At 33.6% G+C, this 24,307-nt stretch carries 23 protein-coding genes and 1 tRNA gene; 10 read left to right on the top strand and 14 right to left on the bottom strand.

Going from position 1 to position 24,307, the window contains the following annotated elements; genetic code table 11:
* Positions 1–76 precede the first annotated feature (76 nt).
* From NMAR_RS03260 to NMAR_RS03250, 3 genes are all read right to left on the bottom strand, one after another.
* Positions 77–616, bottom strand: a complete 540-nt coding sequence (locus tag NMAR_RS03260; RefSeq protein WP_012214992.1) for a M48 family metallopeptidase — start codon at positions 614–616, stop codon at positions 77–79.
* Positions 606–3,626: a type I restriction endonuclease subunit R gene (locus tag NMAR_RS03255; RefSeq protein ID WP_012214991.1), complete on the bottom strand. Its 3,021-nt coding sequence runs from the start codon at positions 3,624–3,626 to the stop codon at positions 606–608. The genes NMAR_RS03260 and NMAR_RS03255 overlap by 11 nt, the downstream gene beginning before the upstream one ends.
* 66 nt (positions 3,627–3,692) lie before the next feature.
* Complete coding sequence (locus NMAR_RS03250; RefSeq protein WP_012214990.1) at positions 3,693–5,009, bottom strand: restriction endonuclease subunit S; 1,317 nt, start codon at positions 5,007–5,009, stop codon at positions 3,693–3,695.
* Positions 5,010–5,084: 75 nt separating this feature from the next.
* On the opposite strand from NMAR_RS03250, the gene NMAR_RS03245 reads away from it, so the two are divergent.
* Positions 5,085–6,653 carry a type I restriction-modification system subunit M gene (locus NMAR_RS03245; RefSeq protein ID WP_148680068.1) on the top strand — a complete coding sequence of 523 codons (1,569 nt, stop codon included), beginning with the start codon at positions 5,085–5,087 and terminating at the stop codon, positions 6,651–6,653.
* A gap of 1 nt (position 6,654) precedes the next feature.
* Positions 6,655–8,016, top strand: a complete 1,362-nt coding sequence (locus NMAR_RS03240) for a restriction endonuclease subunit S (protein ID WP_012214988.1) — start codon at positions 6,655–6,657, stop codon at positions 8,014–8,016.
* 31 nt (positions 8,017–8,047) lie between these two features.
* On the opposite strand, the gene NMAR_RS03235 is transcribed toward NMAR_RS03240, so the two are convergent.
* The 4 genes from NMAR_RS03235 to NMAR_RS03220 form a co-directional block, all read right to left on the bottom strand.
* The gene (locus NMAR_RS03235; RefSeq protein WP_012214987.1) at positions 8,048–8,680 is read right to left on the bottom strand and encodes a hypothetical protein; all 633 of its coding nucleotides are present in this window, start codon (positions 8,678–8,680) and stop codon (positions 8,048–8,050) included.
* A 441-nt stretch (positions 8,681–9,121) separates the two neighbouring features.
* Positions 9,122–10,288 carry a tyrosine-type recombinase/integrase gene (locus NMAR_RS03230; protein ID WP_012214986.1) on the bottom strand — a complete coding sequence of 389 codons (1,167 nt, stop codon included), beginning with the start codon at positions 10,286–10,288 and terminating at the stop codon, positions 9,122–9,124.
* Positions 10,289–10,411: 123 nt separating this feature from the next.
* The gene (locus NMAR_RS09680; protein WP_012214985.1) at positions 10,412–10,657 is read right to left on the bottom strand and encodes a hypothetical protein; all 246 of its coding nucleotides are present in this window, start codon (positions 10,655–10,657) and stop codon (positions 10,412–10,414) included.
* A 138-nt stretch (positions 10,658–10,795) separates the two neighbouring features.
* Positions 10,796–10,872: transfer RNA gene (locus NMAR_RS03220), tRNA-Pro, on the bottom strand.
* Positions 10,873–10,944: 72 nt separating this feature from the next.
* On the opposite strand from NMAR_RS03220, the gene map reads away from it, so the two are divergent.
* A complete protein-coding gene (gene map / locus NMAR_RS03215; protein WP_012214984.1) occupies positions 10,945–11,838 on the top strand; it encodes a type II methionyl aminopeptidase in 894 nt (297 codons plus the stop codon).
* Position 11,839: 1 nt separating this feature from the next.
* Here map and NMAR_RS03210 read toward each other — a convergent pair whose 3' ends face one another.
* Together NMAR_RS03210 and NMAR_RS03205 are read right to left on the bottom strand one after the other, a co-directional pair.
* A complete protein-coding gene (locus NMAR_RS03210) occupies positions 11,840–12,019 on the bottom strand; it encodes a hypothetical protein (protein ID WP_012214983.1) in 180 nt (59 codons plus the stop codon).
* Complete coding sequence (locus tag NMAR_RS03205; RefSeq protein WP_012214982.1) at positions 12,019–13,140, bottom strand: DUF1512 domain-containing protein; 1,122 nt, start codon at positions 13,138–13,140, stop codon at positions 12,019–12,021. The genes NMAR_RS03210 and NMAR_RS03205 overlap by 1 nt, the downstream gene beginning before the upstream one ends.
* Before the next feature lie 138 nt (positions 13,141–13,278).
* On the opposite strand from NMAR_RS03205, the gene NMAR_RS03200 reads away from it, so the two are divergent.
* Entirely contained in the window at positions 13,279–13,839 is a 561-nt protein-coding gene (locus tag NMAR_RS03200) for a TATA-box-binding protein (protein WP_012214981.1), read from the top strand.
* 145 nt (positions 13,840–13,984) lie between these two features.
* Here the strand turns inward: NMAR_RS03200 and NMAR_RS03195 are convergent, their stop codons facing one another.
* Both NMAR_RS03195 and NMAR_RS03190 read right to left on the bottom strand, forming a co-directional pair.
* Entirely contained in the window at positions 13,985–14,314 is a 330-nt protein-coding gene (locus NMAR_RS03195; RefSeq protein WP_148680067.1) for a tRNA-binding protein, read from the bottom strand.
* 37 nt (positions 14,315–14,351) lie between these two features.
* A complete protein-coding gene (locus NMAR_RS03190) occupies positions 14,352–14,549 on the bottom strand; it encodes a hypothetical protein (protein WP_148680066.1) in 198 nt (65 codons plus the stop codon).
* A 173-nt stretch (positions 14,550–14,722) separates the two neighbouring features.
* Here NMAR_RS03190 and NMAR_RS03185 point away from each other — a divergent pair, with 173 nt between their 5' ends.
* The 6 genes from NMAR_RS03185 to NMAR_RS03160 are packed head-to-tail and all read left to right on the top strand — an operon-like array spanning position 14,723 to position 21,355.
* Positions 14,723–15,139, top strand: coding sequence for a type II toxin-antitoxin system RatA family toxin (locus NMAR_RS03185; protein WP_012214979.1), 417 nt, complete (start codon positions 14,723–14,725; stop codon positions 15,137–15,139).
* A gap of 3 nt (positions 15,140–15,142) precedes the next feature.
* Entirely contained in the window at positions 15,143–16,351 is a 1,209-nt protein-coding gene (locus NMAR_RS03180) for a glycosyltransferase family 2 protein (protein WP_012214978.1), read from the top strand.
* Positions 16,352–16,389: 38 nt separating this feature from the next.
* The gene (locus NMAR_RS03175; protein WP_012214977.1) at positions 16,390–17,529 is read left to right on the top strand and encodes a S1C family serine protease; all 1,140 of its coding nucleotides are present in this window, start codon (positions 16,390–16,392) and stop codon (positions 17,527–17,529) included.
* 41 nt (positions 17,530–17,570) lie between these two features.
* A complete protein-coding gene (gene cofG, locus NMAR_RS03170) occupies positions 17,571–18,740 on the top strand; it encodes a 7,8-didemethyl-8-hydroxy-5-deazariboflavin synthase subunit CofG (RefSeq protein WP_148680065.1) in 1,170 nt (389 codons plus the stop codon).
* Positions 18,737–19,996 carry a 5-amino-6-(D-ribitylamino)uracil--L-tyrosine 4-hydroxyphenyl transferase CofH gene (cofH, locus tag NMAR_RS03165; protein WP_012214975.1) on the top strand — a complete coding sequence of 420 codons (1,260 nt, stop codon included), beginning with the start codon at positions 18,737–18,739 and terminating at the stop codon, positions 19,994–19,996. The genes cofG and cofH overlap by 4 nt, the downstream gene beginning before the upstream one ends.
* On the top strand, positions 19,997–21,355 hold the full coding sequence (locus NMAR_RS03160) for a TldD/PmbA family protein (protein WP_012214974.1): 1,359 nt from the start codon (positions 19,997–19,999) through the stop codon (positions 21,353–21,355).
* A gap of 14 nt (positions 21,356–21,369) precedes the next feature.
* Here the strand turns inward: NMAR_RS03160 and NMAR_RS03155 are convergent, their stop codons facing one another.
* The 3 genes from NMAR_RS03155 to NMAR_RS03145 all read right to left on the bottom strand — a co-directional run bounded on the left by NMAR_RS03155 (position 21,370) and on the right by NMAR_RS03145 (position 24,273).
* Positions 21,370–22,305 (bottom strand): calcium/sodium antiporter, encoded by a 936-nt coding sequence (locus tag NMAR_RS03155; RefSeq protein ID WP_148680064.1) that lies wholly within the window; start codon positions 22,303–22,305, stop codon positions 21,370–21,372.
* 276 nt (positions 22,306–22,581) lie between these two features.
* A complete protein-coding gene (locus NMAR_RS03150) occupies positions 22,582–22,950 on the bottom strand; it encodes a DUF6659 family protein (RefSeq protein WP_012214972.1) in 369 nt (122 codons plus the stop codon).
* A gap of 15 nt (positions 22,951–22,965) precedes the next feature.
* Complete coding sequence (locus NMAR_RS03145) at positions 22,966–24,273, bottom strand: ammonium transporter (protein ID WP_012214971.1); 1,308 nt, start codon at positions 24,271–24,273, stop codon at positions 22,966–22,968.
* Between the last annotated feature and the right edge of the window lie 34 nt (positions 24,274–24,307).

Genomic DNA, 24,307 nt, shown 5'->3' with positions numbered 1-24,307 from the left:
TCTTTAAACTAATATTTAAACCTGAGGGTTAAATGCGATCAAAAACGTCCATTTCAGATAAAAGATGGATAATTTTTCACAAGATCTGGTTTGAGTGGGTCTCAAGCCAATTGATTTTTGATTCATAGTTTTTGTCAAACCTACAGAGCAAATTCCAGAAAGCCTTTGAATGATTTTGAATTTTCAAATGACATAATTCATGAATGATCACATAGTCAATAATTCTAGGAGGAGTTTTTGTTAACGCCCGATTCAAAGTAATGGTTCCATTTTTCCCAGCACTTCCCCATCTGGATTTCAGGTTTTTTACTACCACTTTTGAGGGTTTTACACCTATTTTTGAGGCTAATTTCCATGTTCTTTTTTGCATATACAAAGGAGTTTTTTGTTTTGTAGAGAGTCTTCTTTTCTCATGGTCAGCAAATTCCAGTTGCCTTTTGAAGATCCATTGTTTTTTTTCTTCCATGATATTTCTAATCTCGTCTTTTGTTTTGGTACTAGGAACACGCAACACTATTTTTTTCTCATCAACTTGAATCTCCGAAGTCTTTCTTCTCGTACTTTTAACTATAGAATAACCAATGGATTTTTTTCCATATCGAATCTTACCATTCATTGTTATTCACTGCCATTTTGTATACTTCAGAAGCTAATTTGTCTCGAGTTTTTTCATCAAATATTTTTTTATCAAGTGTATCAATTACAGCCAATTCAATTTCGTTTTCTTGCGGTTCCTTGTCTCTCCAGTCTTTTACAGATGCAGCCTTTTTGACTTTCTTGAATATCTCTTCAGAATATTTTTTGTTTTGTTTTAAATCTGAATGTTTTTCTTCTAATAGCATGTAAATGGCAAGTTGAAATCGGTCTTTGATTCCTGTTTGTTTTTGTAATTTTTCAGGACCAGATAGTGCCTCTTCAAAGATATCCCTTATTCCTTCAAAGTATTGTGCATCATCTACTCTTCGTTCCTTTTCGTCTTGGATTAATTTTTCCAGTCTTTCTTTGAGTTTTTGATAAAATGCAGGGTTGTCAGGACTCATTTCACGAATTACGAGTGTTGCTCTTTTCTTTATCAGAGCTGCTTTTGCCCTGTTATCGCCTTTGAATTTTGCAATAAATCCCAAAAAGTTGTCATATGTAATTTCTTTGGAACCAGAAATTTCTGAAATTCCTATAGCTCGAATATGCTTGTCGATTATCTTTTGTACTTTCTTGCCATATTCGCTTAGATCAGCCCTGTCACCATAAAACCAGGCACGGATTTTACCCCTAATCTCATACCCTTTCTTCAAGTCTTTTTCATAGGGGACTGCTTCTTTGTCTGGAAGAACAGCTTCTAGTGCCTTTGCAAAACGCTTGAACGCATATTCAAATTCCTCTTGTTCATCTTCATCTTCGAATCTTTTTGCAATCTCGTTATGATCTTTGGAATCTATTCCTTGGATTTTTTCCATGAAATCTTTGTGTCGTACGTCTAACTCTAACAAATCATCATCAACATTATCCAATGCACCTTGAACATCTTGTTCTTCAAACATCTTTAGTGCATTTTGCAAGTCTCTTGTAACTCCCCAAAAGTCGATAATGAATCCCCTATCCTTGTGTTCATCATAAATTCTATTTACTCGAGCTATTGCTTGAAGCAATGCATGTTCTCGTAGAGGTCTATCAAGATACATCACTTGAACAATTGGTGCATCATACCCAACAAGCAACATATCTACAACAATCAAAAATTTTGTGGGATCATCAGGATTTGTAAATTCCTCTGCTTTTTTCAATGCTTCATTTTGTGGAAGATAATAATCTGCCCAACTGAATTCATCAGGACCAACTTCATCTTTTTTAGAATCCATAATAATTCTGGCAGGAAGTTTTGTAAGATCTTCTAGTTCTCGTTTGTATGTTACTGCTGCTGCTCTAGTTGGTGCAACAATCATTGCCTTGTATCCATTTGGAAGAATCTTTTTTGTGTAATGATCTACAATTTTTTCACAAATCTTTCGTATTCTTGCAGGAGATGATGCAATCTTCTTTTTTGTTGCATATTTTCTTCTAATCTCCGCTTGTTGGGCTTTTGGTAAATGACCAAATAAATTATCAAAAATATTGTTAAGTGAGTTACCACCCTCAATTTCAATCTCTGGAAGCAATCCCATATGTTCTACTTTGACTGTTGCGCCATCTTCTTTAGATTCTGTAAAGGAATACTTGTCAATTAATGGTCCAAATCTTCGGTATGTGTTTTTATTTTCTCTATCGAGAGGAGTACCAGTAAATGCAAAAAATACAGCGTTAGGCATGGCCTTACGCATATAACCAGCAGTCCACTTGTATTGAGACCGGTGTGCCTCATCTACAAGTACATAGATCTTTTCTTTTGTCTCTACAAATTTTTCAGGTTTGTCAAATTTTTGGAGGTTTACCATGATTGTTTTTCCCTTTGAATACTGAAGGGTTTTTGCTAATTGACTTCGATTTCGTGGTTTTTCAGGCTCTGGGAATCCACAATTTCTAAAGGTGTCAAAAATCTGCTTGTTAAGTTGCCTCCTATCAGTAATTACCATGATTGTCGGTCTGCTGAATTTGTAATAGAGTTGAGTTGCAAACCATACCATTGAAAGAGATTTTCCTGAACCCTGAGTGTGCCAAATGACACCACCCTTGTCTTCTACTTTTTTATGATGACTTATTCTGTCTACAGACTTTGTAACTACACGGTATTGTTGATGTTTTGCAACTTTTTTTATTTTTTTATGTTCTTCAATTTCATACAGAACAAAATTTTTGAGCATATCAAGCAGTGTTTCTTTTTTTATCATTCCAGCAAGCATAATGTCTTGTGGTGTGGGTTTTCTTCCAACCAACTTTTCTAGTTCCTTTGTCGTGATGTTTGTAAGACTAGTCCATTTTGCATACTTGTTTGGCAGTGCCTTTAATGTTCCATATCTTGCTTGAATAGCGCTAGTTGCCATGATTACGTGATTAAAGAAAAATAATTTTTCATGACCCAAACTGTGAGAGCCATCTCTTTGATATTTTTCCAGATTTTCTTTCCATACTGTCTTCATAAGATCAATAGTTGTTGGTTTTTTGCATTCAATTAGGACTAGGGGAATACCATTTACAAAAATAACAATGTCGCATTCAATTTCAGTTCGATTGCCAAGATGTTTGAATTGGTTGGTGACAAGATACTCGTTTTTGTCTTCTTTAGTTCCAATTTTTTTAGGATCAAAATCAAAGAATTTTACAGTAGGATATTCAATTCCTTTCTTTCCATACTGTTTTATGGTGATGGGTTGTGCAATTGCGTTTTCTCCTGCACGACCGGTTAGTTTGATTCGAATTTTTTCATTTGCATCAATCATCGGCATTCCAATTGGAAAGTTGTCTTCATGAATCTGGGCGATTGCCTGTTCTATTCCATCATCATCAAAGTCGTTTAGTCGTTTTATTGCAGCCCTGAGCCTAGGATATAGCAGTACTTGCCTGTGATCAGGCCTTTCTTTAGGAATGTTTAGCTCATAATTTGGAATGTATGTGTAGCCTAATGCAGTGATTAGCTCTAATGCAGGAAGTTCAACTTGTCGCCCTTCCTCATTATCCTCTATTCTAAAATTCATAATTTAATACGTTACATATTGTCTAGGATAAAAAAATGCCGCAGACAACACATGGAGGAAAATTACTTAAAATTTGACTCTGATTTTACTGGTCAAGAGTTTTTGTATCAAACCTTTCTTGATTTTGTCTAGTCCAGTTTTTTTTGATTCTAGTTCAAAGAGATGAGAATCAATTTGATCAAGAAAATTTACAATTCTCTTTTGTTCTTTTTGTGGGGGAACAAACATGGAAACTTTTTTGAGAGTATCCGAATAGAGATTTTGTTGTTTTGTTCCTTGTGCAATACTGAAAATGATTTTTTCTCCAAAGTACAGATAAAAGTAAAATAAAAATTCAGATGTAATTTCAGATGAAGGTAAAAATGCCATACATGCTTGATTACAAGTAGATTCCATTTTAGTAATTCCACATTTTCCTCTAGTTCCAGCTGCCTCTAATCCGTATGTCGCAATCAAAAATGTCCCTTTAGGAAGTAATTTCAGATTTGTTTGTTTTACTGCTTCAGGAGTAATTTTTTCTAACGTAGAAGTAATTTTGGAACGATTAAGATCCGTACTTGTTATCCAAGGAATATTTCCAGCAAAATATTCTGGAATTTTCCTAGATGGGGTGCTACCAGATTTTAATTTGAATAAATCTTCAATTTTCTTAATTTCCCATTCTTCAGGAATCTCTATCTCTTTTCCAAATAACCATGGAACTTTCTTGAATTTTTTGTGATCTATTCCTTTTGTTAGTAATTTCTGCATCAAGCCTTTTTTCAATTTCTGGGTTGTTTGTATTGTTTTATCGTATGAAGAAAGCAGGTTATCTATAGAATTTAATACTGATACAATTTTCTGTTGTTCTCTAATTTCAGGTAAAGTAATCTTAAATTTTTTAGTTTTTTCAATTCCAAAAAATTGTAATGCAGTACCTGCATCACTACTAATTACTTGTTTTTTAAAATTTTCCCCTTGAATAAAATAATACAAGTATTTGTTGTGAATGATCTTTGTATTACAGCGAAGTAATGTTAGTTGTGGTCCTATGTTTGCATCATCATATTTTGGAGGCACTATTGCAACAGTTCTAGTTATTCCTCCACGATTCAAAAAAAGTACATCTCCAGTTTCTATGTGAGCTTTTTGTAGTTCGTCATGTTTAGTTTTTGAAATATATTTCACTTTTTTACCATCTATGAAATTTTTGGTAATTTCAGTTCCCCTAATGAAAGGAATTCCAGAATCCAAAAATTCTGATTCTTTGGGATAACTTTCACCATAATTCCCATCTTGTATTTTTGTTAAAAGATCTCCCAGATTACAAATTTTCCATGTTTCAGGAATTTCTATTTCTTTTCCAAAAAGTGACTTTACTAGTTTGTATCCTGGTTTAGGCATAGATTCATGAGAATTTGCTGCGTATTAAGCCGTTTTACAAAAAATGCTATATGAGACTCATAACTGGACTTATTGTTGTCAGATCAGAAACTTACTTTTGAACAATTAGAACAACGTCTTTTTGATGCAGCAGACATTTTACGAAAGCATCTAGATGCAAGTGAAAACAGAAAACCGGTACTTACATTATTGTTTCTAAAAAGACTGAATGATATTTTTGAAGAAAATGTTGAAAAACTGATGAAAGATGAAGGGCTCTCAAAGAAAGAAGCAGAAAACAAAAGAAGGCATCCAATATTTTACTTGCCAGAAGACACCAGATGGAACAAATTACAAAATGTTTCTGAAGATGTTGGGTCAAAAATTATAGAAATTTGTAAAAAAATAGAAGATGCGAATCAGAAAAAATTAGGAGGCACCATGATGGTGTCAGAATTTAACATCAAAGAGAAATATCCAGATACTGCTCTAGTAAAATTAATTGATCATTTCAGTACAACAGATGAAGGATACTTTCGTCTTAGAAATTCAGATTTAGAAAATGAGGATATCTTTGGGGATGCATATGAACAGCTTTTGGAAATGTTTGCAAGTGAGACAAAAAAGAAGGGAGGTCAATTCTACACCCCAAGAAAAGTAGTACAATTACTTGTAGAGTTAATGGAGCCAAAATACGATTACAGGATAAATGATCCTACTTGTGGTTCAGGGGGCATGTTAATACACTCAAGACAATATGTGGAAAAATCTCTAAAAAAAGAAAAAAAATCAAGTAAAGAAATCGAAGAATTATTAAAAAATCTCACACTGCACGGGCAGGATAGTAATATCGATACAGTAAACATGTGCAAAATGAACATGGTTATTCATGGGGTTCCGTCATTTTCTATAGAGTGGGGTGATGTCCTAGAGTCTCCAAAATTTGTTAAAGATGGAAAGTTAATCGAGTATGATAGAGTTTTAGCAAATTTTCCATTTAGTGAAAATTGGGAAGCATCTGGAAAAGAAAATGATGGATATGGACGATTCAAGTACGGAATCGCCCCTGCCAAAGACAAAGCAGATTTTGCATTTATCCTTCACATGCTATCTAGTTTAAATGAAAATGGAAAGGCTGCAATTGTTTGTTCACAGGGGGTTCTCTTCAGAGGTAGTTCTGAGCAAAAAATCAGAGAAAATATGATTGCAGGAAACAAGGATGAAAACTTGCAAGGAGATATGATAGAGGCAATAATTGCATTACCTGTTGCATTATTCTATGGAACAGGAATTCCAGCATGTGTCTTAATCTTAAACAAAAACAAACCAAAGGAAAGAAAAAACAAAATTTTGTTCATTTATGCAGCTAATGAATTTCAAGAAGGAAAAGTAAGAAACAAGTTAAGAGACAAAGACATCGAACATATTGTTAAGGCATTCAAGGCATTCAAAGATGAGGATAAGTATTGTCATGTTGCAGAACTCGATGAAATCAGAGAAAATGAGTTCAACCTCAACGTTCCTAGATATGTGGATATTTCAGAAGAAGAAAAAATCATAGACATTCAGGCAACAATAGATGAACTCAAGAAACTGGACAAGGAAAGAGACGAGCTTGAACTAAAAGTCAAACAAGATCTAAAGGAATTAGGATTCAAGGTCTAGATTGGCAAAAGTAAAACCAGGATACAAACTAGTAAAGTCACTTTTTGGAAAATACGAAGAAATTCCTGAAGATTGGAATTATGTAATTTTGGACAAATTGACTCCAAAAAATGAAAAATCATCAATTCGGATGGGACCTTTTGGAAGTAGTTTAAAGACTCATGAATTATTGAATTCTGGAAAAATTAAAACACTTTGGATTGAAAATATTGTGAATGATAAGTTTACTTGGAAATATCAAAAATTCATTACTGAAGAAAAATATGAGAAACTAAAAGGATTTACTGTAAAACCAAACGATGTTCTAATTACAATGATGGGAACATTAGGGAAAACAGCAATTGTCCCTGAAGATATAGGAAGAGCAATTATTTCATCCCATCTTTTAAAAATTTCTCTAGATCACGAGAAACTTCTTCCTAAGTTCTTGTATTATTTTTTGAAATCAAATTTTGTTTATCGTCAGATAATTAAAGAATCAAGGGGGTTGGTTATGGGAGGATTGAATACCGGAATTATCAAAAATCTGTTAATCAAAACTCCAAAAATTTCTGAACAACAAAAAATTCTTTCCATATTGTCTAATGTTGATAATCTAATCTATTCATATGAGAAAATCATAGATCAAACAAAACATCTCAAGATTGGCTTACTACAGCAACTCCTAACAAAAGGAATCAAACATAAGAAATTTAAGAAAGTATTCGACAGATTTGGAAATTATTTTGAAATTCCTGATTCTTGGGAATATGTGAAAATCAAAAAATTAGTTGATGAAAAGAGAATTCTAGAAATTCAAGATGGAAATCATGGAGAATTACATCCTAAATCTTTAGATTTTATTCAAAAAGGAATTCCGTTTGTTACAGCAGATTGTTTGATGAACGATAACATTAACTATGATTTATGTAAATTCCTACCTGAAAAATTTCTAAAAATACTAAGAATCGGATTTGCCAAACAAAAAGATGTTTTACTGTCTCATAAAGGAAGTGTTGGAAATGTGGCAGTTGTTGGAAATAAATTTGATAGAATTATTCTTTCACCTCAAACAACTTACTATCGATTATCCAGTAAAATTATTCCTAAATTTCTATATTATATTTTTCAAAGTTTTGATTTTCAAAAACAACTAAAATCGTTAGCAAAACAATCTACACGAGATTACATAGGAATAACAAATCAACAAAATCTGTTAATTCCATACATATCTTCAATAGAAGAACAAGAAAAAATCATTTCAGTACTTTCTGATGTTGATTCTAACATATCAAATCTTGAATTAAAAAAGAAATCTCTAGAATCTCTCAAAAAAGGACTAATGCAGAAACTTTTGACAGGCAAAATCAGAGTCAAAGTTTAGGCTACTTTCATAAAATCAGTAATTGTAAAAATTACGAAGTGGGTTCTTGTTCATATTCCCATTCCAAATTTTCTTGATAAACTAACTTATGCCATTCTAATTGTTCAGGGCTGAGTTCATCAAGGTTTTGGGTGAATTGTATATTTATTTTATGAATTCTATTAAACAAATCAACTGTCATTTTAATCCACATACGAAAATCCCAATCCGGCGGAATTATGCGTCGTAATTTTAATTGCCCATATTCAAACTGTAATTCTGGATCTTTGGTGATTTTAGCCGCACCTGAGGCCACATCTTTGTAGACATCAAGCAAAGTCATAGATTCAACAGTATCATCAGAAAAATCTTGTGTGGCAGTTCTTCGTCTAAGAAGTTCTTCATCAATTTCATCAATATATGAAGGGGCAGGGTTTTTGTCAGAATCAGAATCATGAAAAGATTTAGTTTGAATTGGTTCTCCACTCAAAGTCATTTTATGTTTGGATTTGCTATGACCTCCAGCACCGCCTTGATTTTCACCCAATGAAAGTTTACAAGTAATGCAACGAAATTCTTTTGAAATTTTGTTTTTTTGTATGTGAAGATTGTTTTTGTATTGTATCCAAGAATCATCAGTTTGATTTGAGATCGAATCATTCTTTGTAGTGGTATTAGATTTCATCAAGACTTTTGCAATGCACTAGTATTTAAAAAATTGAATGTGACATTGTTTTTAATTTTTAAAATGCTAAAAAAATTTTCAGAAAGTTTAGAATTCAAATATGCAATATGAGCAAAATAATCTCAATAGCCTCAAACTAAAAAACTAAAAAAATATTCCAAACTAATAAAAAAATTGCATAAAAATTCTAAAATGAATTTCTGTGTTTCTGCAACTACAAACAATTTTTTAGAATATTTTTACATCAATAGAGAAATCAGGTTTTATTTTTTACAAATAATTTTTTATAAATTATTTGAAATTTTTTATAAATAAAAATAAGTTATAAATTAATTTTTATGTACAGATGTTTGTGCACAAGTATATAATCTGTTTTAACTTATTATGCATAATTTTTTATAAATAAAAATAAGTTATAAATTTCCAAAAATAATTTATAAATTAATTTATGCTATTTTTTGAAAATACTTTTCTGAAAAAATCTTCTCCAAGTTCTTCAAAATAATTTAAAACAAGTTTCTCTACATCAGGTTTGATTGATTCGTATTCTTTTTGATTATATTCAAGCTCTACTTGTCTTTTCTTTAAATTTTTGATTTCTTCTTCGAATTGTTTTTTCTCTGTATTTTCCTTCTTTAGTTGTTTATTTTCAAGTTGTAATCTTTCATCATCATCTATAGTCAAAAATGGCTCTACTTTCAAAAACCATTCAAGTTTCTTTTCATCAGACATTCGGTCATATTGAGACAGATATCCCCCATGACCAGTCATTTTGTGTGCATATCCTTCACGATTTACGTCTGCTGCAGCACTAAAGAAAAAGGACCTAAAAGAATAGAGGGTGATTTTTCTATAATTATTAGAATGATATCGTTCAACATAGCCTGCATTATCACAATATCTTGAAAATGTCTTTGATTCTGCTTTTTCTGTTTTGCTATAATCTTCATGTTTACCCCAGACTAGATCATCATCACTAATTTGACGTAATCTCATCAAACAGTATCGTGCAGCTTCTTTTGTAAGATATGCTGAACGTCCATGTCGAGTCTTTACACCTTCAGGTTGAATCAATACCTTGAGTCTTTTTGTAGATGTGATAATGTCACGCTTTTTTACCTGTAATAGTTCAGCAGGTCTTGCGCCAGTAGAGACTAGTGCGAGATAGAATCCAATCTTTTTAGGACTAGCAAATTTGAAAATATTCTGAATATGTTGAATTTCAAGTGCAAAGGGTTCGTCTTTTAGATCGCGTTTAAAGTCAAGTTCATCCTTTATCTTTTGAGTTATTGAAATCTCTCTATAATCAAAGTATTTTCCTAGCCATGCAAGATACAACTTTACAACGGATGTTTTTACACCATGAGAATAATGCCAATTAATCCAATTTTGAATCAAATCTACAGTAGCAAGAGTCTTTTCAGCATCTTTTAGAACAGATAATTCATCAAAGATATCGTCTTTTGTTCTACCTCCATAATACTCGCTGCAGAATTTTTCAAAGGATTTGATAACTAAAGTATAACCATCTTTTGTCCTCTGGGATTTGTTGGATAGTTTTTCATCCCATGTTTTTAGGCGTTTTTTCTTTAGCAAGAATGATGACATTACGTGGAATTATGGTAAAAGTGTTAAAAGTCTGACTTTTCGGACCGAGTTTGTTGTTAAAGTCCTATATCTTAAAACCATACAAATTTTGGAGATTTTTCCGTTTTAAGCACTACGTAGGAATTATTCCTTAGAAGAATCACAATTAGGGCATTTTTTTTCATGTATTTTAGCACCACAATCTAGGCACAGTCCTTCACCGACATCTTGTTCCATTAATTGCCGTCTCTTTGCAACATAGAATTTGATTCCAAAATACATGATAATTACAATAATTACAGCGTAAGCGGGGCTCATAAATGGAATTAGCCCAATCATAAAAAGCAAAAGACCGGCAATCAAAATAATATCTCGTCGCTCAAATTTCAATAAAACAAGACCTCAAAGAATTGATAAAAACATGCCGGAGCTCAGAGCCATTAGTTTACTTCATATCAAAGTCATTACTCTAACTCTTCCTCATTGCTTCGGCAATATCAGAGTAGAATTGATTTGATAATAAGATAATGGTGGGATCGGCGAGATTTGAACGCGCGACCTCTGCGTCCCAAACGCAGAATCATACCAAGCTAGACCACGATCCCAGTAAATCCTAAAAGTCGCCCAATTTAAGCTTCACAGATAATCATTTTAAAGGCACACAAAGGAGCAAAAATGTGCAAACAGAAGAATACATCAAAGCAGGAAAAATTGCATCCGAAGTAAGAGAGATGGTCAGAGTCAAAGATTGGGTTGGAAAAACAGTTTATGAAATTTGTGAGTGGGTAGAAGATGAAATTAGAAAAAGAGGAGCAAAATGTGCATTTCCAGTTAATACAAGTATCAATGAAGTTGCAGCTCATTATACTGCAGAACCAAATGATCCAATCACCATCAAGGATACAGATTTGATAAAAATTGATCTAGGGGCACAGATTAACGGATACATTGCAGATACTGCAGTAACAGTATGTTACGATCCACAATATGATGGACTAGTACAAGCAGCTGAAGAAGGGTTGGCAAATGCAATGTCAATGATCAAAGCAGGAGTAAAAGCAAGTGACATTGGCAGAACTATAGAAACTACAATAAAACAAATGGGATACAAACCAATTGCAAATCTCAGTGGTCATTCCTTGGAACAGTATACAATTCATGCAGGAAAATCCATTCCAAATATCTGGTCAATTGGAGGATTTTCACTTTCTGAAAATTCTGCATATGCGTGTGAACCTTTTGTCACAACATCAGAGGGAGGAGGATTTGTTAGAAATGGGCAAATAAAAAACATTTTTGCAATAAACTCTAGAAAGAAAACAAAAAATGCAGAAGCAGATAAACTACTGGACTATATCTGGGAGAATTTTAACATGTTACCATTTGCATTAAGATGGATTACAAAAGATAGAGATGAAAAAGAAGCAAAAGACTTGTTAGACATTCTAGTAAAGAAAAAAGCAGTTCAGGCGTATCCAGTTTTAATTGAAGTAAATGAACAAAGAGTGGCTCAAGCAGAACATACGTTTATTCCAACAGAAGATGGGGTTACAGTAACTACTAAAGCATAGTTTATTGTTCTAGGGTTTCACCAAATATTTTATCAATTACAGTAATTCCGTCACAGGAATTACATTTTGATATTTCTGCAAACAAAACATCACCTTCAGAAAATTTTCGTTTCTTTTGCATGTCACATTTTTCACATTTTTCTACAGTGTAAGCTACAGTAATTTTTTCTTTTGAGAACATTATTGAGGAACTCCTATAGTATTTCCAACACCAATAACAACTACAGATTGGCCTTCCTTGGTATTTTCTAGAATTATTTCATAAACTTGTGAGCGAACATCATCTGCTTGGTCTGCAATTTCTTTTGTCATCAGAGTAATAGCTTCTTTTACTGATTGTTTTACTACAATAGAAAATATTGGAATTTGATTGTCAGTTGCTACAGCTTCAATATGGAATTTTTCAGTTCCAATACCACCAATGGCAGCACCAAATCCTCTTGCGATAGATGCAGAGTCTTCACCCTCCATTTTCAATGCAGCATCAATCATAATTACAGCATCAATTTTATTTTTAGAAACAATTGATTGTAATGCATCAGAAGGTCTGCCAACAGTGGAACCAGGTCCTTCTGCTTTTAATAAAAACAGATTTCGATTTTCAAATGTAGTTTGTGCAAGTGCTGTTTGAAATGAAATGATTTCTTTTGGACTATTTAACATCATTTTCCCAACAACCATAGGACCAATTCCATCACCTACGGGTTGCCCTGTTTTAAATACTGGAATGGCTTCTTTCATTGCTTCTGCCTGTTCCATTATAAAAGGAAGAATCATTTGGAGGGGCAAGATTAACGGATAATTGTTTTGTTTTTTTGCAGTCAAAAACATGTGATTGATAATTTTATGTATCATTTGCAATGAAGATGCAATTTCAAGCAAAGTTTGGACTTTAGATAATTCAATTTCATTAATTTCTGAAAAAAGTGATTTAACATGTTCACGAGTGTAATCTTCTCTTGACCTTACAGTATGTTGTACTTTTTCAACAATACCATTAGGATCCATATCAACAGGCATGATGGTAAAATATTCTAAGAATTGATCAATCTTTTTTTCAGGATTATTTTTTGGGCTGAGATGTTTGTTAATGTAAGTGATTAATTCATTTCTAGATTCTTCACGAAATCCATCTAGTTTTTTTATTCCTTTTTTTATTTCACCTGATGTGACATACAGTTGAATTCGTTGACCATAAAAAATGAAAATAACAATTGGTAGAATCCAAATCAACATCATCAGAGGATTAGAATCGTCTTTCATCCCAAACAATTGATCAATATCAAAATTTGTAAAATCCACTAAATTCCCCGATCGTCAGATCTCAATTAAACCATTCGTCTAATAGTAAATAGGGCCAAAAAGTTGTAAAAAATGCCTACAAATACGAAAAAAGATGGCGAGTGCTTTTATTATAGTTAAAATACAAAAAAATCGAATATGCCACAAACCAAACCTATCGTAAGTGTGGAAAATGTAGTAGCATCAGCATCTGTTGATCAAAAGATGGACTTGAATGAAATTACAAGAACATTTCCTGATGTAGAATATCATCCTGATCAATTTCCAGGATTAGTTTTCAGATTAAAGAGTCCAAAAACTGCAACATTGATTTTCACTTCAGGTAAAATGGTATGTACCGGTTCTAAATCAGAAGAGATGGCAAGAAAAGCAGTAAAAACAGTTGTTCAAAAACTTCGAAAAGGTGGAATTAAAGTAAAGAAAGATGCGGTTGTAGAAATTCAAAACATTGTTGCATCAATTAATCTTGGAGGAAAAATCCACTTGGAACAAGCTGCAAGAACATTGCCAAGAAGTATGTATGAACCAGAACAGTTTCCAGGACTTATTCATAGAATGCTAGATCCTAAAACAGTCATTTTGTTATTTTCCTCAGGAAAACTTGTCTGTACAGGAGCAAAGAAAGAGCCAGATGTTTACAGATCAGTAAATAATCTACATGCATTACTAGAAGAAAAAGATCTCATGATTTATGACTAGTCATAAATCAAACATATTTTCATTAATTTTCTAAATTTTAGTTATAAAGGCACACAAATTTTCAATTGCAATCATCCAATTTAGAACAGCATATTGTCAAGAGAGATTTGAAAAAATGAATTAAACTAAAGGAATTATACAAAAATTATTTGATAGGACTGCCAAGTGGAACGTCTTCTTTAACAGTTAACCAAAATGGTTTATCATCAACATCTGCAGCTAAAAGCATCGCATTAGATTCTACTCCAGCCATTTTTTTTGGTTCCAAGTTTGCAAGAACAATCACAGTTTTTCCAACAATATCTTCTGGTTGAAAGTATTGTGCACCACCAATAATTACATCACGCTGATCATCATTTCCCAAATCAATTTTACCTTTGATAATTCTAGATTTTCCTTCAATAGGTTCTGTGTCAATAATCTTTGCGACTCTGATATCGAGTTTTGCAAAATCATCATATGAAACATGCGACATGAAGTGACACAAACTTTGCCTCTTAAATGAATTTTGATTATTGTAATTCTTTTTTATCAATACCACTAGTTTCAATTTCATATCGTAGTGGCGCAGGGAGTTCCATGTACTTTTTGTTTACCAGTTCTATAATTTGATCTTCAGGGACATTGACTTTTTTCAATAATTTTCCGCGTTGGTGTGCATATGCATTTTTCCAAAAGCCTACACCATCAAAGGTTCCTATTTTTGGCATGTATTTCGAGGGTTTCATTTTCTTTCAAAGATTGATTGACTGTGACGGAAGAATGGCAAATGCCATTAGAACTGGAGTTACTGTTCTGGATTTTAGGCATGTTGCCCATCACAGTCTATTTGCAATAAAGTTGGAATCTAATATATTTAATGCGGAATGAGTAATTATGTCGCATGGCCACAATAGAAGTCAAAGTCAAAATCAATGCACCTGTAGAAAAAGTTTGGACAGTGGTTTCAGATATTGACAATGAACCAAAATTTTGGAAGGGAACAAAAGAAGTTAGAAACATTTCAAAAAATGAAAACACCATCAACAGAGAGATAACAATAGCATTTCGGGATCAAAAGTGTATGCAAGAAGTTACCATAGACCCAATGAAACAGATTCATGCAAAATTTACCAAAGGCATCATTAATGGTGAAAAAATAGTATCAGTAATTCCAGAAGGTGATGAAACTACACTGCAAACAGTGTGGGATGTAAAACTAACAGGAATGATGAGTATGTTTACAGGTATGATAAAAAATCACATAAAAAGTGGTACAGAACAAGCCATGCAAAGCATCAAAGAAGAGATAGAGAGATAGTTTATGGAAATAGCATTTGATGTTTTGAATTATTCATTATCAGCAATCCTAATTGGAATATGTGGAGCGTGGTTATTTTTGATAAAATCAATGGTTGATTCATTTAGATTAACACCTTACTTGGATAGATTTGAAAATACATCAAAGGGATTTCCCAAAGTTTCAATAATTTTACCTGCAAGAAACGAAGAAGAGTTTCTTGGAAAATGTTTGGATTCATTAATTGATCAGGATTACAAAGATTATGAAATTATTGTAATTGATGATTCATCAGAAGATTCTACGGGAAAAATAATTTCAGAATATGCAAAGAAAAACTCCAAAGTCATTCATGTTTCTGCAAGAGAAAAACCTGAAGGATGGATGGGAAAAAACTGGGCATGTATGGAAGGATATAGAAAAGCAACAGGAGAACTATTGTTATTTACAGATGCAGACACTACACATAAAAAAAATGTCATATCACTTGCGGTCTCACATCTTTTATCATTTGAACTAGATGCATTATCAACCATACCAAAAATGCTCACATTTGATTTTTGGACAAACATTACCCTTCCAATGATTTCTACGTTTTTGCATACAAGATTCTCTGCACTAAATGTGAACAATCCATCAAAAAAGACAGGTTATTTTTTTGGTAGTTTTTTCATTTTGAAGAAAAGTACGTATGAACAAGTTGGTATGCATGAGGGAGTCAAACACGAAATAATTGAAGATGGGGCACTTGGAAAAAAAGTAAAGGAAGCAGGATACAAAATGAAGATGGTAAGAGGAGAACATCTAGTAGAAGCAGTTTGGGCAAGAGACAAAAGTACCCTTTGGAATGCACTAAAAAGATTGATGATACCTTTGTATCTTCAAAGTGGGAAAATCGCAATAGGAATTTTCTTTGCAGTATTGTTTTTGCTTTTTGTACCATTTCCAATTTTTGCAACATCTATTTTGTTACCTGCAGAAACATTATCATCAAAAATTCTTTGTGCAACGGCGTTTGCAGCATCATTGTTAATTTACATTGGAGCAGTGATTGAAGCCAAAATAGGATTAGAATTAAAATTTAGATATGCAATATTTGCTCCACTTGGAAGCCTTGTAGTTGTGTTAGGATTTTTGAGTGGATTATTGCAAGCTAAAAAAACATCATCAGTTACTTGGAGGGGAAGGAGTTACTCTATGAAAGATCACTCTCAAAGTTCGATTAGCGTATAGCAAGCCTTTTAGATGTAAAATAGGAAATAAAAAATCTCATGGATAAATCAGGAGTGTTTGTAGGAGGAGCAATAGGTGCCGTAATTGTAGTAGCAATTTTTGCAGTTTTGTTTGTATCTCCACCTGAATCAGTAAAACCCGATATCGTAGTAAGTAACGGTCATGGTCCAAGTACTGTAGGAGAAGTCACTCCAGTTTATTCAAAAGATCTATCACTAATTGAGATATTTGAAAAATCAGAACCAGGTGTTGTTAGAGTTAATGTTCAAAGAGAAGAAGTGTCAGATGTAGGAGGAGTGGGTTCAGGTTTTGTGTTTGACAAACAAGGTCACATAATAACAAACGAACATGTAATTGATGATGCAAAAAAAATCATCATAACATTTCTTGACGGTAGATCATATAATGCAGAAATTATTGGAACAGATGAATTTACAGACCTTGCAGTAGTAAAAGTAAATGCAGATTTGGCATTATTGCATCCACTCTCAATTGGGGATTCTTCTAATCTCAAAGTAGGAGAGCCCATTGCAGCAATAGGAAACCCATTTGGGCTATCTGGCTCTATGACATCAGGCATAGTTAGTCAATTAGGTCGACTACTTCCATCAGGTTCTGGATATTCAATTCCAGATGTTATTCAAACAGATGCTGCCATCAATCCAGGAAACTCTGGAGGTCCACTGTTGAATATGAGAGGAGAGATTGTAGGAATTAACACAGCAATTCAATCAGCCACAGGAGAATTTACGGGAGTTGGATTTGCAATCCCATCACAAACAGTTGCAAAGATAGTTCCAACATTAATTGAAGATGGAGATTACAAACACCCATGGATTGGAATTTCTGGAAGAGATATTGATCCTGATTTGGCTAAAGTTCTAGAACTTCCAGATGCAGTAGGATTTTTGGTTGTGACAGTGATAGAAGACAGTCCAGCATCAAAAGCGGGACTGATAGGTTCAGAGAAAACAATCGATGTTGACGGAGTAAATTATCCAATGGGAGGAGATATAATTTTAGCAGTAGATGGAATTGAAGTGAGAAAAATAGACGATATTTTGATTCATCTTCAAAGAGCAAAATCAGTTGGAGATGAGATGGTTTTAGAGGTTTTAAGAGATGGTAGGACTACAGACATCTCAATTATTCTTCAAGAAAGACCAAATGGAAATTAGTGTTATACAAGCATAAATAGTCATAGTCAAGAACCATTTTGTTGAGCAAACTTGTATTAAATTCTGAGAGTTTAAACAATGTTTTAGACAATAAAGAAATCTCTCGTCACAGTATTTTAGAAATTTATCATAATGCAATAAAAAACCCAAATGAACTTTTTTCAACAGCACAAGTTCTAAGAAAAAAACACAAAGGGAATTCTGTAACATTTTCAAAAAAAGCATTCTTCAACATTGTTAATCTCTGTAAAGACAGTTGTTCATACTGTACATACAAAGCAGAGCCCGGAGAAGAGAAACTATCATTAATGTCAAAACAACAAATTACAGAATTACTAGATCTTGCAAAAAAATACAGATGTGTTGAAGCATTGTTTGTAACAGGGGAACAACCAGAACAAAGATACCAAGAAGCAAAAGACTGGCTAAAAGAAAATGGATTCACATCTACATCAGAATATCTAATTCATGCATCAGAAATTGCATTAGAAAAAGGACTTTTCCCGCACACAAATGCAGGAAATTTGAATTTTGAAGAGATGAAAGAACTAAAGAAAACAAATGTTTCAATGGGCCTAATGCTTGAAAACATTAGTGAAAGATTAACAGAAAAAGGAATGCCACATTATTTGGCAGCTAGTAAAAGACCAAAAGCAAGATTAGAAATTTTAGAAAACTCTGGAAAATTACAAATTCCAATGACTACAGGAATTCTTGTAGGAATAGGAGAAACAATAGAAGAAATCATTGATTCATTATTAACAATCAAAGAGTTACACCAGAAATATGGAAACATTCAAGAGGTAATTTTACAAAATTTCCAACCAAAACAAGACACAAGAATGAAAGATGAACCATCTGCAGATGAAAAATATTTCAAAACAATTGTTGCCCTATCTAGAATAATTATGCCAGAGATGAACATACAGATTCCACCAAATCTATCTCCAAAGTCTTATCAGAGTTTTTTGTCTGTAGGAATTAATGATTGGGGAGGAATTTCACCTTTGACTCCTGATTTTGTGAACCCCGAATTTTCTTGGCCAGAAATTAACAAAGTCGATGAAAATTCAAAAAGTGCAGGATTTGATTTGAAATGCAGATTCCCAATATACCCGGAATTCTTTTCTTTTATTAGTAAAGAACTACAAGAGAAGATGAAAGAGATTCAAAATGAGGAAGGGTTGGTAAAAGAGGAGTATTGGAGATGACACTAAACATAGACTCACTTTTTAAAAATGCAGATCCAGTTGTATCAGAAATTCTAAACCGGGCACTATCAGAAAAAGAGATTACATCAAAAGAAGGATTAGAGTTGTACGATACATCAGGTATTGATTTTCACCTAGTAGGATTAGTTGCAGATGAGCTAAGAAAGAGAAGGGTAGGAGATGTTGTATCTTACGTAGTAAACAGGAACATCAATTTTACTAATGTCTGCATAAAACAATGTGGATTTTGTGCATTTAGCAGAGACTTTAGAGAAGAAGAAGGGTATTTTCTTCCAACAGAAGAAATCGTACGCAGAGCAAAGGAAGCACATCAACTAGGAGCAACAGAAGTTTGCGTCCAAGCAGGTCTTCCACCAGACATGGAAGGAGATGTTTATGAAAACATTTGCAGAGAGATCAAAAAAGAGGTTCCAGATATCCACATTCATGGATTCTCACCTGAAGAGATTCTCTATGGCGCAACACGTTCAGGAGTAGAAATAGAAGAATTTCTAAAACGAATGAAGGAAGCAGGAGTAGATACACTCCCAGGAACATCTGCAGAGATTTTAGACCAAGAACTCAGAGACAAGATTTCACCAGGCAGAATAAGTGTAAAAGATTGGGAGAGAGTCATCAAAAATGCCCACAAAATGGGAATAAACACAACATCAACTATGATGTTTGGACATTTGGAATCACAAGAAGACAGAGTCAAACACATTGAGAAATTAAGAGATATTCAAAAAGAGACAGGAGGGTTTACAGAATTTGTTCCACTTAACTTTATTCATACAGAAGCACCAATGTACAAACATCAATTACATGAAGGAATCAAACAAGGAGGTAGTGGAAATGATGTCTTACTCACTCATGCAATTGCAAGAATAATGCTGAATAATCACATCAATAACATACAAATGTCTTGGGTTAAAGAGGGACAAAAAATGTCTCAATTATTGTTAATGTGGGGAGCTAATGACTTTGGAGGAACTTTGATTAACGAGAGTATTTCGACTTCTGCAGGTTCAGAGCACGGACAATTGTTAAAACCAAAAGAAATCAGACGCATGATAAGAGAAATTAAAAGAATTCCAGCAGAAAGGAACACAAAATATGAAATATTGCGAAAATTTGAAGATGACACAGAGCACGAAGACGAATTAGACAAGATTTCAAACACATCACAGTTTGGATCATATACTGAATTGATTAAGATAAACAAATTCAATTATGAAAACCCAAGGAGAAAATAATTGCCTGCCTTAGAAAAGGCATTACAACATTCAAAGAAAAAACAAATCGATGAGTGTGAAATAGTTTCTGTTAAAAAAAATATCACAACAGTAAGAATCACGGATTCAGAAATTGCAGAGATTAAACAAAATTTTGATGAGAGTTTTGGAATAAGAATAATTCATGGCAAAAAAATTGCATCTATTCAAACCACAAAAAAAGAAGATATTGAAAAAGCAATTGATTCAGCATTTTTGACAATCCCAAATCTCAAACCAAGAGAGTTTTGGCAAGGATTACCCACAACTGTTTCAAGTACAAATCTAGAAGGAACGTTTGATGAGAAATTAGATAAAATTTCAGGCTCAGAGATGATGGATATCACACAATCCATGATAAATTCAGCAAATTCTGATAAAATCGATACGATTACAGGTTCATTGAACATAGTTTCAGAGTTATTTGAGATTGAAAATTCCAATGGGCTTTTCTTCAAAGACAAATCAACATACATTTCAGGAATAATTAACGCTGAATCAGAACATGGAATTTTACCAGTATCAGGAATAGGTCATGCAAGTGGCAGAATTTTGGCAAACTTTGCAACAGAGCAAATTGGTGAAGACGCAAAAAAGATGTGCATAGAATCGATAAATCCTAAGAAGATTGATTCAGATACTTATGATATAATTTTTGAACCATATTCAGTAGGAGAATTGCTAGCATTTGTTGTCTCATCAAATTTTGATTTTAAGACATTTTCAGAAAAAAAGAGTTGTTTTTCAAATAATTTTGATGATGAAATTGCAGTTGATGATTTTAACTTAACAGATGACCCACATATGGCAGATGGTGTAGGAACAAAAGTAGTTGATGATGAAGGAGTTATTACACAAAAAAATAATTTGATTGAAAAGGGGGTTTTCAAAAACACGTTTTCAAATTTGTTTGATAGTTACAAAGAAAATAAAAAATCAACAGGAAATGGTGCCAGAATTGGTTCTCCTATGGGCAGAAGTTCGGAACCAATTTCAATTTCAGCCCCGCATAATCTAAAAATTGATTCAGGAAAAACTTCTCAAGAAGATATGATCAAAGATACAAAACACGGAATACTAGTTGGAAGGTTATGGTACACATATGCAGTAAATCCCATCAAAGGAGATTTTTCATGTACTGCAAGAAGTGGAGTTAGAATTATTGAAGATGGAGAAATTAAAAATCCAGGAAAATCAGTTAGAATAATTCACAATCTTCCAACAATGTTGAAAAATATTTCAGAGATTGGAAATAATCAACAAAATGTTATCCAATGGGCATCATTGCCATCTATCACACCATCAATCAAGGCAGAAAAAATCAAAGTAATCACAATTTAAAGAATACATACAAATCATTTGAAAAAGGTCAAGACAAGATAGGTAACATATCCAATTGCCAAACACACACCCATGGCCCTGTTAATTACGCCTGTTTTTAGTCCAATTAACAATGAAATACTAAACAGAATCATAATTGCATAATCAACATAAACATCATCTGAAATCATCACGCCACCAAGTGCAGCACCAACACCCATTATCATCAAAATATTGTAAATATTACTTCCAATGATGTTTCCAACTCCAATATCGCTATGTCCCTTTCTGATTGCAATGATGGATGTGATTAGTTCTGGAAGAGATGTTCCAATTGCAATAACTGTTAGACCAATAATTTTTTCAGACAATCCAAATTCTTTGGCAAGAATTACAGCATTATCAACTGTCAAAAGTGCACCAACATACAAGAGGCCAATTCCAAGTCCAATCAGACCAATAGACTTGAGATATACATTATTGCCACCTTGTTGAATGTCATCTTTATTGTCTTCTCGTCGTTTCATTGCATCCTTAAAAGTATAATATCCAAAGACTCCCAATCCAACAAGCAACAATATTCCATCATAGGTTGATAGTTCGCCATCAATCGAAATTAAAATCAACAAAACAGAAACACCAAGCATTATAGGAATTTCTTTTCGAAGTATAGATTTGTGAATTGAAAGAGGTACCAAGATTGCAGCAATTCCAATCACCATACCAACGTTTGCAATGTTACTTCCAATGATGTTTCCCAAAATAATTGCACTATGTTCCCCAGCAGCTGCAATACTTGCTGCAAGTTCTGGAGTAGAGGTACCATATGCAACAATAGTCATACCAATTACAAGATTACTAATGCGAAATTTTCGTGCAATGGCAACACCACCACTAACTAACCAGTTGCCACCAAAACACAACATCACTAATCCAACAACAGTTAGAACTGCACTGATTACAATTTCCACAAGAAAGTTTGAAGGTTTAGGGGTTTAAAGGGAATCATTCACTAGAATTTTACAATTCAAGCAATTAGAGTTAATTTCTAAAATATCAAAATCTGCTAGGCACAAAATAGTCAAAAAATAAGCCTAGATTCCTATTTCAGTGCACGTTTTAATTGTGAATTAAGAACGTTTGAGAAACTGATGTGTTTTTGGAATTTTGCAATTTCTTTTGATTGGAGAATATAGATTTTCTTTACTAGTTCATCATCCATCGTAACTGTGATTCGACGAGGTAAATTAATCACCAGATAAACCAAGTTCAGAGCGAACTGCATCAATAATTTTCAGATAATCTGCACGGGGTTCTGTACTGACTAAGAATAATTCACTAGAACTTATTGGAATAGTAATCATTGTGACTTTTTCATATTCTGTAATTGATGAAGTCTCATTTCCTATTCTATATGCCAAGTTTGTATACAAGTCTCGTTTTTGTAAAGCATAGTGAATGGACATTTTAACATCATCTTCAGCAAGTAATTTTTCAACATCATCTTTTTGTCCTCCAGCAACAAGTTCACCCTTATTGTTTGCAACACCAGCAAATCTTACTTGAGGATCTAAAGCAAGAATTTTTTGTGTTAGTTCGTCATAATTATTTCCCAAGAAGATACACCAAATCTATTTTTTCTTTCTAAAGATTTCATCTTTTTCTTGTAATGAATCAGTGTACGTATCCATATCTAGCATGAATTCTTCTTCATCAGAGTATGCCGACTCAGCATGTTCACTTATATCAAGACCAACATCTTCTACACGCGCACTAACCCTAATTCCCATAAGATGTTTGATTATCTGCATCAGTATCCATGTTCCACCAAATCCGATTGCGGCTGCAACTGCAACACCTACTGCTTGAATCCATAGTTGGTCAGGATTGCCAAATAGTAATCCATCAACGCCACCAGGGTTAATCATAGTACTTGCAAAGATACCAATTGCAAGAGAACCCACAATACCTGCAACACCGTGGACTGAGCTAACATCAAGTGCATCATCTATGTGTAATTTCTCTTTGAATAACACTACACCAGAGTAAGAGATTACACCGATAGCAATTCCAATTACAAATGCGTGTTCAGCACTGACAAATCCTGATGCAGGAGTAATTCCAGCAAGACCTGCGATTGCACCATTAATGGTAGCAACAACAGATGGTTTTCCTGTTCTTACCCATGAAAGTCCAGCCCAAATCAAAGCTGAAACTGAAGAAGCCATGTGAGTTACAATTACAGTATTACCTGCAACACCACCAGATGCTGCAAGAGCACTACCTGCGTTAAATCCGAACCATCCAAGCCATAGCAAAGATGAACCAAGAACCGCGAGTGGGATACTGTGAGGAATCATAATAGCAGGACCGTAATTTCGTCTCTTTCCTAATACTATTGCAGCAGCTAGAGCTGCCATACCAACACTAGTGTGAATTACAATACCACCAGCAAAGTCTACAACACCTAATTGGGCTAACCAACCGCCACCCCATACCCAGTGTACAAGAGGATAGTAGATCAACATAGACCATGCAGATATGAAAACAATAAAGGAACTAAATTTCATTCTTTCAGCAATTGTTCCTGTAAGGAGTAATGGCGTAATACATGCAAACATCAATTGGAATTTTACAAATAGTACACCAGGAATAGTTGGAGCAAATGGTAATGAATCATCAGAAGGTACACCTTTGAGGAACACCCATTCCATATCTCCGATTAAACCATGTTCTGAAGGACTAAATGATAAACTAAATCCAAATACAAACCACATGACACTCAAAAGTGCCAATCCGAAAAAGATTTGCATGAAAATTGAAGCTGCATTTTTCTTTCTTAGTAAACCAGATTCAAAAAGACCCAATGCAGGGATCATAAGCAATACAAGACTTCCAGCTACAAGCATCCACGCTGTATCTCCAGAATCAAGTACCATTAGACAAAAAAATTAGTTTTTAATTAATAACAAT

Source organism: Nitrosopumilus maritimus SCM1 (assembly GCF_000018465.1).
In the GTDB taxonomy this organism is placed as follows: Archaea; Thermoproteota; Nitrososphaeria; order Nitrososphaerales; family Nitrosopumilaceae; genus Nitrosopumilus; species Nitrosopumilus maritimus.
The sequence above is the reverse complement of the archived record's forward strand: the minus strand, read 5'-3'. Positions and strand labels throughout refer to the sequence as shown.